The sequence below is a fragment of the Aquabacterium sp. genome (genome assembly GCF_014378415.1).
In the GTDB taxonomy this organism is placed as follows: Bacteria; Pseudomonadota; Gammaproteobacteria; order Burkholderiales; family Burkholderiaceae_C; genus Aquabacterium.
In genome coordinates this window covers 1-14415 of record NZ_JACMNS010000127.1, presented here as the reverse complement: position 1 = coordinate 14415, position 14415 = coordinate 1, and the positions used below count along the sequence as shown (strand labels likewise).

The following is a 14415-nucleotide window of genomic DNA, read 5'->3' as shown; positions in this document are numbered from 1 at the left end:
GAACTGCTGACCCTGCTGAACCGCTGGGAGACCCTGGGCCCCAAGTAAGCACCTGCAGCGCGACATGGTCAGCAGCCACACCGTTCTGGCCAGTTGGGCCCGCGTGATCCGGCGAACGCTGGACGCCAGCGGCTGCGACAGGGCCCACCTGTTGCTGCAGGCGGGCCTGAGCCAAGCCATGCTCGACGATCCCAATGGCCGCTGCCGTGAGTCTGCTGGCCCCCACCTCGCGCATCACGCGGTGGGCCACCGGTGCGGTCATCTGCCGCACCTAAAAGGGCTCCTTGACCACGAAATGATGGATGGCGTGGGTTGAGCCGAAGTTGCAGCAGAACAGCTGGAAGGGCCACAACCACACTGGCGTCAACACCTGGCATTGCTGCAGCACATTGCCATCCTCGATGTCGCCGTAGTAATGCATGTTGCTGCAGACGAAGTGCAGGCAGAAGGTGCGCCACACATTGGGCGCGATCCACACCACCACCAGCGTGTCGAGCGCCGTGGTCCACGAGTCGCCCACAGGGTGCCCCGCCAAGGCGATCCCATGCACCGCCAGGAACACATACCAAAGCGCCCAGTGCAGCAGACCCAGCGGAAAGTAAGCGGCCATCGTGCGCGTCAGCATGCGCACGCGCAGTTGGCGTGTCGGCTCGCGGTGCAGTCGCAGCAGCACCGACAGCATGTTGTCGCCGGTCATCAAAAAACGGCGCGGGCCCCAGCGTTCGCCATTGGTGATGGCGCGCTCTTCGATGTCACGCTCGGTGCCCGAATGTTGGTGGTGGTTGAAGTGGATCTCGCGGCGTATCCAGGGATTGATGGTGCTGGGCCGGGCCAGCCACACCAACGCCATCACCAGGTGATGCGCCCAGGGCTTCTGCCGAAAATACATCCAGTGGATCAGGTCGTGTTCCAGCTCTTGGGTGAACGACGCAAAGAAGGCCACCAGCAGGATCGTGGCCCAGGCCGGCAGCGCGCCTTGCACCTAGCCTGCCGCCGAGGCCAGCATGCCTGCCCAAGACAGCACCAGGATGGTCGCGCCAATGGCGTTCTGCTGCTTCAAGATGGGGAAGCGCTGGCGCAACTGGGCGCCTTTTAGCGTCACCAAGCGCTTGACGTATTCCGTCCGCTCGTGTTTCGACTGGCGGCTGATATCTGGGTTCGAAGACATGATCGGTTCACGGGCCAGCAGCCCAACTGTGACAAACAGCACGACTTTAGAAGCCCGTCGCTGTCACCGCCTGTCTTTGAACGCCAGAGTGTTGGCCCAGACAGCCACCCAACCAGCCTGTTAAGCCGCCACGGACAACAAAGTCTTGCTGGCCAGGCCTGGCGTGGCCACAGCCGGGAACAGGTGTGCGCAGGTTTCTTCCGGATCGTCGCTGTTCAGCACCGGCTCCAGCAAAGCCGCCAGGCGGCGGGTGTCCGCGCGCAGCACCCGCTGCTTGACCGAGGCGATCTGCGACGGGTGCATCGAAAAGCTGCGCAGCCCCATGGCCAGCAACAACTCGGTGAAGATGGGGTCACCCGCCATTTCGCCGCACACACTCACGCCCCGCCCCGCCCCGCGAGCCTGATGGATGGTGGTCGACACCAGTTGCAGCACCGCCGGGTGCCAGGGATCGTACAAATGCGCCACGGCCTCGTCAGCCCGGTCGATGGCCAGGGTGTACTGGATCAAGTCGTTGGTGCCAATCGACACAAAATCAAAGTGCCGCAAAAACACCGGCAAGATCAGCGCGGCCGCCGGCACCTCGATCATGGCGCCCAGCTGGACCGTGCCGAAGGGCTTGCCCGATTCGGTCAGCTGGCGCTGCACATGCGCGATGTTTTCCAGCGTCTGGCGGATCTCGTGCAGGCTGGACAGCATGGGGATCAACACCTTCAAGGGCCCGTGGTACGCCGCCCGCATCAAGGCTCGCAACTGGCGCCTGAACATGCTGGGCTCGGACAGGCTCCAGCGGATCGCCCGCAGGCCCAGCGCCGGGTTCAGCACCGATTCGTGGCGCAACTCGTTGGGCGACAGGCCGTCCAGCGGCTTGTCGGCGCCGATGTCCACCGTGCGGATTGTCACCGGCAGGCCCTTCATGGCATCGACCGCTGCGCGGTAGACCAGGTACTGTTCTTCTTCATCGGGCAGGTTGTCCATGCCCCGGTTCATGAACAGGAACTCGCTGCGGAACAGGCCCACGCCCACCGCACCGGCCTCCAGCGCGGCCGCGCCGTCTTCGGGCATCTCGATGTTGGCCAGCAGTTCAACGCGCTCGCCGTCCAGCGTGACCGCCGGGGTGTGGCGCAGGCGGGCCAGGCGGCCGCGTTCCAGCTCGCTCTGGCGCTGGCGGAACCGGTACTCTTCCAGCACGATCGGCGAGGGGTCAACGATCACCAGGCCGGCATCGCCGTCAATGATGATGCAGTCGTCTTGCCTGATCAGGTGGCTGGCCTGGCGGGCGCCCACCACGGCCGGGATGTCCATGCTGCGGGCCACGATGGCCGTGTGCGAGGTCTTGCCGCCTACATCGGTCACAAATCCCTTGAACACGCTGCGCTTGAAGCTGAGCATGTCGGCCGGGGCGATGTCGCTGGCCACCAGCACTAAAGGCTCGTCACCGCCAAAATCCTTGGCGCTGGTCACCACCGAAGGTGCGCCGCGCCCCAGGGTGCGCAAAATGCGCTCGACCACCTGCTCCAGGTCGGCCTTGCGCTCGCGCAGGTAGGCGTCTTCCATCTCGTCAAACTGCCGCGCCAGCACTTCCAGCTGGGCCGACAGCGCCCATTCAGCGTTGTAGTGGCGCGAAGTGATCCAGTCAGCCGTGGCGCCAATCAGGGCCTCGTCTTGCAGCAACATTTGGTGCACGTCCAGCAAGGCGGCCAACTCGGAGGGGGCATCCGGCGGCAAATCGCGCTTGAGCACCTCGAATTCGTGCGCCACCACGTCGCGGGCGTCCAGCAGGCGCGTGATTTCCTCGTTGACCAGGTCAGGGTCGACGAAATGGTGGGGCACGTCTATCCTGCTGGAGGCCACCAGCACTGCACGGCCAATGGCCACCCCCCGAGAGACAGGCAAACCGAATATTTGGATGCTCATGATCTTGGATGCTAACAGCGCTTAAAGGGGCCCAGCGTGAGGATTTACAAGGATCCGCGCGCTCGTCACCGTTCTGTCATGCGAGATTCACGCCAGCGTCATGCCCCGCGCCAACACTCGGCCCCGTCACACGTTCATTGAACTCACTGAAGGAGCCGACCATGAGGGATTTGCCGCTGCCCACGCTGGCCATTGCAGACCTGCGTCCCAACTTCACGGCCGAATCGCGCGCCGCCCGGAGGTCACTTCACCCAAGCTCACACGCACTTGAAGTCGTTTGGGCACGCACTGAAGAAGATGTTCTCGCGGCGCAGCGCCTGAGGTATCAAGTCTTCGCCGAGGAAATGGGCGCCAAATTGCGCGTGCCCGCCGGATCACCCGCCGGCCACGACATCGACCTGTTCGACCCCTACTGCGAGCACCTGCTGGTGCGCCTGGCCGGCCCCGGCCCAGACGCCGGCATGGTCATCGGCACCTATCGCGTGCTCACGCCGGCTTCGGCCAGGCGCGTCGGCGGCCTGTACAGCGAGACCGAGTTCGACCTGATCCGCCTGCGCCCACTGCGCGCCAAGATGGTGGAGCTGGGCCGCTCTTGCGTGCACCCGGACCACCGCCACGGCGGCGCCATCCTGGCGCTGTGGGGCGCCTTGGCCGAATTCATGGTGCGCAACGACCTGGACACCATGATCGGCTGCGCCAGCATCAGCATGCGCGACGGTGGCCACCTGGCCGCCAGCCTGTGGAACAAGCTGCGCCACACCCACCTGGCCCCGATCGAGCTGCAAGTGCGACCGCGCCTGCCTTTGCCGGTGAACGAGCTCGACCACCATCTGAACGTCGAGGCCCCCGCGCTGATCAAAGGTTACCTGCGCTGCGGCGCCAAAGTGCTGGGCGCACCGGCCTGGGATCCGGACTTCAACACCGCCGATTTGCCCATGCTGATGCGCATTGGCGACCTGCCCAGCCGCTACCGCCGCCACTTCCTGGGGGATTGAGCCGGGATACAGGCCCCAAAGGCGCATAGACTGCGCGCCATGACCTCGCCTTCCCCTTCTTCCGCCACCCCGCTCAGCCTGCCTTTGTGGCAATTGCTGGCGGGCTGCGCCGACGCCGTCACCGCCGTGAGCGACGGCCAATCCCTCACCGAAGCCCTCACCGGGTGCCGCCCGGCCGAACGCCCCGGTGTCCAGGCCTTGTCCTTCACGGTTTTGCGCCGCATTGGCCGCGCCCAGGCTTTGCGCCAGGCCCTGGTCCCCAAAAAGCCCGCGCCCTGGGTCGACAGCCTGATCATCTCCGCCCTGGCCCTGGCCTGCGGCACCGAATACGACGAGCACACCCTGGTCGACCAAGCCGTGACCGCCGCCAAACACAAGGCCGAGCGCGCCTCCGGCCTGGTCAACGCCGTGCTGCGCCGCTTTCTGCGCGAACGCGATGCTTTGATGGCCGACACTGACCGCGACCTGATGGCCCGCTACAACCACCCCGAGTGGTGGATCGCCCGCCTGCGCAAAGACTGGCCCGACCATTGGGAAGCGCTGCTCAACGTCAACCAGGTCCAGCCGCCGATGACCTTGCGCGTCAACGCCCGCAAGACCACCGCCAGCGCCTACCTGCAACGTTTGCAAGATGCCGGCATTCACGGCCACCTGCTGCCCAACGACGCCCACGCGCCCGACGCCATCGTGCTGGACAGCGCCGTGCCAGTGAGCCGCCTGCCCGGCTTCGAGCAGGGTGATGTGTCGGTGCAAGACGCCAGCGCCCAATTGGCCGCCACCTTGCTGCTGGCGCCCATCGATGGCCAAACCTTGGCTCAAGGCGCCCGCGTGCTCGACGCCTGCGCCGCCCCGGGCGGCAAAACCGCGCACCTGCTTGAACTGGCCGACCTGAACGTCACCGCCGTCGATGCCGACCCCGAGCGCCTCAAGCGCGTCACCGACACCTTGAACCGCCTGGGCCTGCAAGCAAATACCGTGGCGGCCGACGCCAGCCAGCCCGACACTTGGTGGGACGGCGAGTTCTTCGACGCCATCCTGCTAGATGCACCCTGCAGCGCCTCTGGCATCGTGCGCCGCCACCCCGACGTGCGCTGGCTGCGCCGCGAAAGTGACATCGCCAACCTGGCCCGCACCCAAGACGCCATGCTCACCGCGCTGTGGCCCAAGCTCAAGGCCGGTGGGCGCCTCGTCTACTGCACCTGCTCCGTTTTCAAGCAAGAAGGCCAGGCCCGGATCGACGCATTTTTGCAACGAACCCCCAGCGCCCAGGCCCTGCCGTCCCCCGGCCACCTGCTCCCTGTGGTCGAATATCCCGACGACCCTGCCCTGGCCGATCCGGCCCTGCTGCAGGACATGGGCGATGGCTTCTTCTACGCCTTGCTGATCAAAACCCCCTAGGTGCTAGATGCCCCTGTTGCGCCGCCGAGACCTGCTGCAACGCAGTGCCTCTGCACTGCTGACCGCCGCTCTGGCATCCACAGGGCTGCCCTCGCTCGCCCAAACTGGCGGGCATCCCGGCATTGAACTGACGCAACTGATGACCGAGCGCGGCGACGATGGCCTGCTGCTGAGCTACACCGTCCGCCTTGAACTCTCCAAAGACGTTGAAGACGCGCTGTACAAAGGCGTGGCCGTGGTCTTCGTGGCCGAAGCCGAGCTGTTCAAAAGCCGCTGGTACTGGTATGACAAACCCAAGGTGCGAATTGTCCGCCGCTGGCGCCTGGCCTACCAGCCCCTCACCCGCCATTGGCGCCTGAGCTTTGACGGCCTCAGCCGCTCCTACAACGCCCTGAACGAAGCCTTGGGCGTCATGCGCCGGGCCACCCAATGGCGCATCTCGGACAACGTCTCGGGCGAAGACGACCACTACGTCATCTTCGGCTTCCGCCTGGACACCGACGAGCTGCCCCGCCCCATGCAGATCGGCCTTGGGGGCCAAAACGACTGGAACCTGGCCGTGCAGCGCCGCATCACCGTCACGCAGGGCCGCTGACGCCACCATGAGCTCAATCAAAGCCAACCGCTGGGCCTGGCTCGTCTCTGCCCTGGCCATGGTCGGGGCCGGCCTGGTGCTGGCCTTCATGCTCGTGTTCGCCACGCAAAACGGTGAGCGCTACGAACGGCACTTCGAATGGCTGTTCATCGCCAACATCGCCATCGCCTCTTTGCTGGTGCTGGTGATCCTGCTGGCCCTGGCCCGGCTGGCCGTGCGGCTTCGGCGCCGCAAATTCGGCAGCCGCCTGCTGCTCAAACTGGCCGGCATCTTTGCCGTGGTCGGCGTGATCCCCGGCTTGCTGATCTACACCGTGTCCTACCAGTTCGTCTCGCGCAGCATCGAAACCTGGTTCGATGTGCGCGTCGAGAGCGCGCTGGAAGCCGGCCTCAACCTGGGCCGCAACACCATCGACACCCTGGGCCTGGACCTCGGCAACAAAACACGCCTGGCAGCCGAACGACTCAGCTCATCGCCCATCAACAGCGTCGAGACGTCGTTCACGCCCGGCGTGCTCGACCTGGAACGCGTGCGCGAACAACTCGGTGCGCAATCCGTGGCCCTGATCAGCGAGACCGGGCAATTGCAGATCGGCGCCGGCACCGAGACCCTGCCCCTCATGTCGGCCGAACGCGTGCCCCTGAGCATGCGGCAGGACGCCCGCAACAAAGGCGTCGTCAGCCTCATTGAAGGCCTGGAAGAGAAAGGCGACCCGGTGGCCCCTCCGCTGGCCAACAGCGTCAACAACGACGCCCGCATCGTCGCCCTGGCCTGGATGCCCGACCGCAGCTTCAGCCTGCAGAGCAAAGGCCACTACCTGCTCGTCACGCAGAAGCTGCGCGCCGACCTGGTCAAGAATGCCCTCGATGTGCAAAACGCTTACCGCGAATACCAGCAACGCTCGCTGGGCCGCGAAGGCCTGCGGCGCATGTACATCGGCACCTTGACCCTGGCCCTCATCCTGGCCGTGTTCGGCGCTTTTTTGCTCGCGGCCATCCTGGGCCAGCAACTGGCCCACCCCTTGCTGCTGCTGGCCGAAGGCGTCGACAAGGTGGCCAAGGGCGACCTCAGCCCCAAAGCCATCTTCGCCAGCCACGACGAGCTTGGCGGCCTGACGCGCTCCTTCGCCGCCATGACCCAGCAGTTGTCTGATGCCCGCATCCTGGCGCAACGCAGCGTGGCAGAGCTCGACAGTGCACGAGAGCACTTGCAAACCATCCTCGACAACCTCACTGCCGGCGTCATTGTGTTCGACGAACACGGCAACATCGACACCGTCAACCCCGGCGCCACCCGCATCCTGCGCCTGCCCTTGTCGGCCTACCGAGGCCGCCCCCTGTCCGATGTCCCCGGCCTGGAAACCTTCGCAGCCGCCTTGAATGAGCGCTTCGAGCTCTACGCCAGCGACCCCACGCCAGGCGAACGTCAGCAATGGCAAGAGTCCTATGAATTGCAGCTGAACCCGCAGCACGAGGCGCAGACCCTGCTGGTGCGCGGCGCCGACCTGCCGCCCGATGCCAACCTCATCGTGTTCGACGACATCACCGAGGTCGTCTCGGCCCAGCGCGCCGAAGCCTGGGCCGAGGTTGCGCGGCGCGTGGCCCACGAAATCAAGAACCCGCTCACGCCCATCCAGCTGTCGGCCGAACGCCTTCAACTCAAGCTGGAAGACAAGCTCGACGAAGCCGGACGCTCGCTGCTGAACCGCTCCGTCAACACCATCGTCACGCAAGTGCAAGCGCTCAAGACACTGATCAACGAGTTCCGCGACTACGCCCGCCTGCCCACCGCCAAGCTCGTGCCGCTGGACCTGAACGCCCTGATCACCGATGTGTTGGCGCTGTACGGACATGCCATTGACCAGGGCGTGCTGATCACCGAACTGGCGCCCGAGCTGCCCACCATACTTGGCGATGCGACCTTGCTGAGGCAGGTGGTGCACAACCTGGTGCAGAACGCTTTGGACGTCGTCAGCGACCATCCGCCCACCGATCAACCCGCCCAAGTCTTGGTGCGCACCGACGTGCCGCGCCACCCCGATGGCAGCGTTCGCGCGGTCAGGTTCGCTGTGCGCGACAATGGGCCTGGCTTTTCAGACAAAATACTCAAGCGGGCTTTCGAGCCCTACGTCACCACTAAAGCAAAAGGAACAGGCCTCGGCTTGGCCGTCGTCAAGAAAATCGCCGATGAACACCATGCCCTGGTGCGCATCCGAAACCTGGAAAACCCCTCCACAATGACTTGGAGCGGCGCTCAAGTTTCGTTATCATTTTCAAAGCTGTCATCCACATTACCTCTGGCTGGTTCACACTAGACGTGTTCCGACTTCCGAGGACATTAAATCCATGGCCACCATTCTTGTAGTTGACGACGAACTCGGCATCCGTGCCCTGCTCTCAGAAATCCTCACCGACGAAGGTCATTCCGTCGAAGTCGCTGAAAACGCAGCGCAAGCTCGCACCATGCGAGAGTCCTGCAAGCCAGACCTGGTCTTGCTCGACATCTGGATGCCCGATGTAGACGGCGTCACGCTGCTCAAGGAATGGTCCGCCAACGGACAACTCACGATGCCCGTGATCATGATGTCCGGCCACGGCACCATCGACACGGCGGTCGAGGCCACCAAGTTCGGCGCACAAGCCTTCCTTGAAAAACCAGTGACCATGCAAAAGCTGCTGCGCGCGGTTGAGCAAGGCCTCACCAAGCCCGCACCACGCGCCACCATCTCGTCGGCACCGGTGCACCTGGCCACGGTCACGCCCATCACTGCGGCGCAGTCGTACAGCAGCATGATGCCCAGCCTGGCTGCGGTGCGCATCGAAACACACCACCCGGTTGACAACAGCCACCACCATGCGCCGGCCAGCCATGGCTTTGCAGCGCATCAGGCGCTGTCGCACGAGCAAAGCTTCGAGCTTGACCGCCCACTGCGGGAAGCGCGCGACGATTTCGAGCGCGCTTACTTCGAGTTCCATCTGGCCCGCGAAGGCGGCAGCATGACCCGCGTGGCTGAGAAGACTGGCCTGGAGCGCACCCACCTGTACCGCAAACTCAAGCAATTGGGCGTGGACCTGACTCGCAACAAAAAAGCGGCTGCGAACTGATGTATATTAGCGGTCTTCGCTGATGAAGCGAGAGGCCAAGTAGCTCAGTCGGTAGAGCAGCGGATTGAAAATCCGCGTGTCGGTGGTTCGATTCCGCCCTTGGCCACCAGAACAAGTCCCTTGCAGGTCAAGCACTTAGCAAGAGGCACAGAAAAAGCGGCCCCTCAAAAGGCCGCTTTTTTTGTTGGTTCTGTCAATTTTCTGTCAGTCACGACGGAAGCCCGTTGCGCAGCCTTGCGCTGCACTGCGCTCCAAGCGCACGTGACGACAGAAAAGACCCAAGCCCTCGCCTTGCGCCATACAGCGCAAAGTGGCAAGGCAGACGGTCGGGCCCGGGGCGATGTCAAACCCCAAAGTGTCTTGGCGGGACCTGAAAAGCCCACGTTTCCGCCAGATTCTGGCCGTCGACCGGCCCTGGGGGCGAAGTAGGCGCCCGTCTACGCCTCATAGCTCCCATCCGCGTTCAACAGGTGGAATTGAGCGGGCGACTCTTCCAGCGCATTGGTTGCCCGCAGGCTCTTGATGAGCGTATCCAGGTTCGAGTAGTCAAACTGGCTTGCCCATCGCGCCATCTTCGCGAGACTGCGCGCAAATCCCCTCGGGTCATTCCCGCGAGTGAGCGCGCGGGCGCAGTCGACGTACTGCGGGTGATAAAGCGTCGGGATGATGATGCGACTCAAGCCCGTGCGCGTGAGCTCGGCGTTCATGACCAGCCGCGAGAGGCGCCCGTTTCCATCGTCGAACGGGTGCACCTCTGACACGAGGAACGCGTAGTACACGGCACGTGCCAAGCCTTCGGGAACGGAAAGCGCCAGACGCGAGCCCTCGTCAAGGGTGCCACGCACGTACGCGGGTTCTACAAACTTGGTCGTCCCCGCGTAGTTCACCTCGAGCTTGGGCTTTCCCGGATTTGCTTCAGGCCGCAGCTTCAGCATCTCAGCATGCCAGCGCTCAAGGCCCTCCAGAAACTCCGGGCCTGCAACGGGGGGGCTGTCTCTGAAGGGCGAGGTGATGGCCAGACGAAACACACCAAGGATATCGTGCGAATCCTTGGGGCGATTGGGCACGATGACGTTGTTCATCACGATGTCACGTGCTTGCTCGATGTCAAACTTCGTGCCCTCCACGAAGTTGGAGAAGTACGACTCTATGAACCCAAAATGCTGCCGAGCAACTCCGCTCACGCTCGACTCGATGCGCGGCAGCGGCTCTGCCCGCAGGTGAGCGGCGAGCGCCTCAAATCGAGCGGTCCGCTCTTGGTCCACGGGAGCGCCCTGCGCAACGGCCAAGCCTGCTCGGGTGCGCAGCTCCCCTTTGGAATGGGTTCCCAGCAGGGCCCCGATGATGCTGCGAAGCTCCTCCAGCGCCTTCTCTGCACCAAGTGCAGGGGCCAGTGCCGAAGCCTGGTCGCGAATGTCATTGAGGGCCTTCTCTCCCGAGGCGTTGAGCACCGACACCAGGAGGCTTTCGACGTCCTCCCGTGGTGCTCGAAGGTCTCCTCTGCGCCCAATGTTTTCGAGCAGCATTCTCGTGCGGCCGGCGTAATGAAGGCCAGAGGTCCCCATCGCCAAGTCCCCAGGGAGAGGGCCGGGCCCCCGCACCACCCTCACGACCAACCCGGGAAGCGCCACCGTCTTGTTGTAAACAGTGGGGTGCGAGAGCGTTACCTGGCCGCTGGGCAGGACGCCACCTTTCAGGGCACTGATGTGCGAGACCACGCCTCCAGGAACCACAACCCCGGCAACCCGTTGCCAGTTCCGCCGCACGACCACTGCCAGTTCGTCGCCTGACACTGTGGGAGCGTAGACGCCCTTGCACACGCGGATGAGCTCCCCTGCCGCAGCCTGCCGTTGCAAGTGTCGAGCTTGCGCAGCCGACAAGGTGGACGCGAAGAGCAGCTCTTGGGCCGGGGCCAACAGGCGGGTGGATTTCATGAGAGGAGTCGTCGTTTCACTAAGAAGGCTACCCTCCGTGTCGCTGGACGACTAAGAAAACAGCAGATTTGTCGCCTAGCCACTTAGATTGAGCTCATCGAGGGCCGCGTCGGGTCATTTTGGGCTCGTGCCGATTCACTAAGAAATCGGCATTCCGAATGCAGATTGTCGCTCAGCCACTAAGAAAGTGCGATTTTTGTCGTTTCCTCACTAAGGAAATAACTGAGCAGCTCCGTCGGCAATCAAGGGCCGCATCTCATCCGGGTGACTCTGCTTGGCCGACCGGCTCAAGCCGACACAAGGGCTTGCAGGCCCACAACCCCAAACGAGTGCGCCTGCCCATGACTTGTTGCCGCCGACCGAAAACTGACACTCATGCAGACCTGAAATTGCACCGCAGCCATGTCAACGCAATGGCTTGACATCAATCCTGTCAAAATGACAAGATTACGGCATATTCTTGTCGCAATGACGAGATTGACAAGATTCACTACTCCATGACCAACCTTGCCCTGTCACCTCGTCACGATGCGTTGCTGCGCCTGGTCCTTGCCGCCGGGGAACCCGTGCAGCCCGGCGCACTGGAGCAATTCCTCCAGGCTTCCCGGCCCACCATCAACCGGGCCTTGCGAGACCTCCTGGCCTCTGGCTTTCTGGAGAAGCTGGGAGGCGGCCGGTCCACCCGCTACGTGGCCACAGATGCGGCCAGGGCTACGCTGGGGGCTTTGCCTGGCCTGCTGCAGTGGTCACCAGCTGCCCTGCCCTTGATCGAAACGCTTCGCGCGCCGCTGGGAACCCGCACCCCGGTAGGCTATGAAAGCAGTTTTGTGGAAAGCTACATCCCAAACCAGTCCAGCTTGCTGCCACCGCAGCTGGCCACGGACTTGTTCAACGCCGGCCGCAGCCGGGACCAACAACCCGCAGGAACCTATGCCCGCGAGGTTTTGGAGCAGCTGCTCATCGACCTGTCCTGGTCGTCCTCGCGGCTGGAGGGCAACAACAAGAGCTTGCTTGACACCAAGGAACTCTTCGAGCTCGGGGAGCAAACAGGCCCCTTCGACGAAGACACTCTGATGCTCCTTAACCACAAAAATGCCATCGAGTTCATGGTCGACGCGGTGCCAACAGAGGGCATCACGGTGCACGTCATCGTCGACCTGCAGGCCAAGTTGATGCAGGACCTCTTGAAGGACTCGCGGGACATTGGCAGCATCCGCCGGCGTGTGGTGAACATCGACGGCTCGGTCTACTCCCCGAGCAACATCCCCACGCTCCTGGAAGAAACCCTGAAGTCCATCATCGACAAAGTCCGCCAGATCCGAAACCCGGTGGAGGCCGCATTCTTCCTTTGGGTCAACGTGGCCTACCTGCAGCCCTTTGCGGATGGCAACAAGCGCACGAGCCGCCTGAGTGCCAACATGCCGCTCATGCTGCACAACTGCGCCCCCCTGTCCTTCCTGGACGTGGAGCGCACAGACTATGCAACCGCCATGCTTGGCGTCTACGAGCAGCGCAATGTCGCCGCCGCAGTGGAGCTGTTTGAATTCATCTACCGGCGCTCAATTCAGAAGTACAGCGTGCTGCGAGCCTCCCTGGCCGCGCCCGACCCGCTTCGAGCCCGGTACCGACAGGCCCTGAATGAGCTCATGCAGTTCGTCGTCTTCCACGGCCGAACGCTCGATGACGCATTCGGGCAGGTGCCCATCGACGCCGCTGACCTGGCGGCGTTGCGCGCCATCGCGAACACCGAACTGGACCACCTGGAGCAGTACAACTGTGCCCGCTATAACATCGCACGAGGCATGACGCAGAAATGGATTGACGCCGGGCGTCCCAGGTAAGCTGCCCAAAAAGGCCGTGCTCTCCCAGGGGTACGGCGCAGCGCCTAAGCTGATGTCCCAAAGCGTCCGCCACTGTCCTGACACCTCTTCGAAGCAGCATCGCTCCGGGCAGCATTACCCCTTTGGCCGCGGCAGCGGGCTCATAGCCTGCTGTCGAACCAGGTCGGCAAAGAACTTCGCCATAGGAGTGACGTTGCCGTAGGAGCTCGCCTGCTCCAGAGCAGCCATGTAGGGCTTTCTCTGCTCCAAGGGGACAATAGTCCACGCATACCCACCTGTGAGCAGCATCGCATTGAAGATGAAGCGTGCCAAGCGGCCATTGCCATCCATGTAAGGGTGGATGTAGACGAAGAAAAAGTGGCCAAGCACGGCCCGCGCTGCCGGATGGGGCTCTGCAGCCAGCAATTCGAAAAACACAGGCATGCATTCACGCACAGCCTCTTTTGAGAGGGGCACATGAAGCGCGCCGCGGATAAAGACTGGGTCGTTGCGCCAGCCGGCCAAGTCTGACGCCTTCAGAATGCCTGCGGTGACACTTGGGCTGAACAGTGCGCGGTACCACGACGGCAATGCATCATGCAAAGGCCACTTGTCGGGCTTGGTGGCGTGAAGCCTGCGTGTTCGCTTCGTTGGTGTGTTTTGCATAGTGTCCACTTGTCTTCTTGGTGGACACAATCCTTCGTGCTTAGCCGGACCTTCTCAAGATGACATCACCGGACGCTTACGGACGCTTACCAAGTTGCTGTCTTGAGTGGCGCAACAACACGAACACATTCCCACATTTCAGGAAACAAATCCTTATAATCGGGATTACTTTCCTTTATTTCAGGAATCATGAGTGCTGTCGACTTCTTACTACCTCCTCGCACCCAGCGCATGCTGGGCCTGCTACTGGCGGCGCCGGAACGCAGCTTCACGCTGAAGGAGCTCTTGGACCGAGCTGGTGGCAGCCACAGCAGCAGCCAGGCTCAGATTGAGAAGCTGGTCGGCGCAGGTGTTCTCGTCGAGGAACCTCGACGCGGCTGGCAACGCAGCATCCGGGTCAACCAGTCATTCTTCCTCTATCCTGAGCTCAAAAGCATTGCTCAGAAGTCGTTCAGCTTGGTAGACCCCCTGCGCCAAGCGCTTGAGCCCTTTGCACCGATGATTCAGGAAGCGTTTGTCTTTGGGTCGGTGGCCAAACAAACGGACAGCCACCAAAGTGACATCGACCTGATTGTGGTGGGGACACCGCCCTTCCTAGAAGTCTGTGAGGCAGTTCTCCACGCGGAAAACGCAATTTGTCGCCCTGTCCACGTGAACATCTATGCCGCAGATGAATGGGCGCACCTCAAGCAGACAGACTCAGTGATGGCCCAGATTGAAAACGGCTCCAAAATCCAGGTACTGCCCCAATGAATCGACCTCCCGAATAGGACCGGCTCATCAAGGACCGCGCACTGGAAGAAGTGCAGCCCACCCCT

At 62.9% G+C, this 14415-nt stretch carries 13 protein-coding genes and 1 tRNA gene; 8 read left to right on the top strand and 6 right to left on the bottom strand.

Going from position 1 to position 14415, the window contains the following annotated elements:
• From H7225_RS11885 to ptsP, 4 genes are all read right to left on the bottom strand, one after another.
• The coding region (locus H7225_RS11885; protein WP_290662058.1) for a hypothetical protein at positions 1-262 on the bottom strand (262 nt) is incomplete at its 3' end.
• Between the two features lie 9 nt (positions 263-271).
• Positions 272-982, bottom strand: a complete 711-nt coding sequence (locus tag H7225_RS11880; RefSeq protein ID WP_290662056.1) for a fatty acid desaturase — start codon at positions 980-982, stop codon at positions 272-274.
• Positions 983-1168, bottom strand: coding sequence for a hypothetical protein (locus H7225_RS11875; protein WP_290662054.1), 186 nt, complete (start codon positions 1166-1168; stop codon positions 983-985).
• A gap of 120 nt (positions 1169-1288) precedes the next feature.
• Positions 1289-3085, bottom strand: a complete 1797-nt coding sequence (gene ptsP, locus H7225_RS11870) for a phosphoenolpyruvate--protein phosphotransferase (RefSeq protein ID WP_290662052.1) — start codon at positions 3083-3085, stop codon at positions 1289-1291.
• Between the two features lie 161 nt (positions 3086-3246).
• Between ptsP and H7225_RS11865 the strand changes: the two genes are divergently transcribed.
• The 6 genes from H7225_RS11865 to H7225_RS11840 all read left to right on the top strand — a co-directional run bounded on the left by H7225_RS11865 (position 3247) and on the right by H7225_RS11840 (position 9286).
• Positions 3247-4080: a GNAT family N-acyltransferase gene (locus H7225_RS11865; protein ID WP_290662050.1), complete on the top strand. Its 834-nt coding sequence runs from the start codon at positions 3247-3249 to the stop codon at positions 4078-4080.
• A gap of 39 nt (positions 4081-4119) precedes the next feature.
• On the top strand, positions 4120-5478 hold the full coding sequence (gene rsmB, locus H7225_RS11860) for a 16S rRNA (cytosine(967)-C(5))-methyltransferase RsmB (protein WP_290662048.1): 1359 nt from the start codon (positions 4120-4122) through the stop codon (positions 5476-5478).
• Between the two features lie 7 nt (positions 5479-5485).
• On the top strand, positions 5486-6073 hold the full coding sequence (locus H7225_RS11855; protein WP_290662046.1) for a DUF4390 domain-containing protein: 588 nt from the start codon (positions 5486-5488) through the stop codon (positions 6071-6073).
• Between the two features lie 7 nt (positions 6074-6080).
• Positions 6081-8387, top strand: a complete 2307-nt coding sequence (locus tag H7225_RS11850; protein ID WP_290662044.1) for an ATP-binding protein — start codon at positions 6081-6083, stop codon at positions 8385-8387.
• 31 nt (positions 8388-8418) lie between these two features.
• Positions 8419-9177, top strand: coding sequence for a response regulator (locus H7225_RS11845; protein WP_290662042.1), 759 nt, complete (start codon positions 8419-8421; stop codon positions 9175-9177).
• Positions 9178-9210: 33 nt separating this feature from the next.
• Positions 9211-9286, top strand: a tRNA-Phe gene (locus H7225_RS11840).
• A 328-nt stretch (positions 9287-9614) separates the two neighbouring features.
• On the opposite strand, the gene H7225_RS11835 is transcribed toward H7225_RS11840, so the two are convergent.
• Positions 9615-11111 (bottom strand): Fic family protein, encoded by a 1497-nt coding sequence (locus tag H7225_RS11835; protein ID WP_290662040.1) that lies wholly within the window; start codon positions 11109-11111, stop codon positions 9615-9617.
• A 497-nt stretch (positions 11112-11608) separates the two neighbouring features.
• Between H7225_RS11835 and H7225_RS11830 the strand changes: the two genes are divergently transcribed.
• A complete protein-coding gene (locus H7225_RS11830) occupies positions 11609-12952 on the top strand; it encodes a Fic family protein (protein WP_290662038.1) in 1344 nt (447 codons plus the stop codon).
• 114 nt (positions 12953-13066) lie between these two features.
• Here H7225_RS11830 and H7225_RS11825 read toward each other — a convergent pair whose 3' ends face one another.
• A complete protein-coding gene (locus tag H7225_RS11825; RefSeq protein ID WP_290662036.1) occupies positions 13067-13597 on the bottom strand; it encodes a Fic family protein in 531 nt (176 codons plus the stop codon).
• Between the two features lie 189 nt (positions 13598-13786).
• Here H7225_RS11825 and H7225_RS11820 point away from each other — a divergent pair, with 189 nt between their 5' ends.
• A complete protein-coding gene (locus H7225_RS11820; RefSeq protein ID WP_290662035.1) occupies positions 13787-14350 on the top strand; it encodes a nucleotidyltransferase domain-containing protein in 564 nt (187 codons plus the stop codon).
• Positions 14351-14415 lie beyond the last annotated feature (65 nt).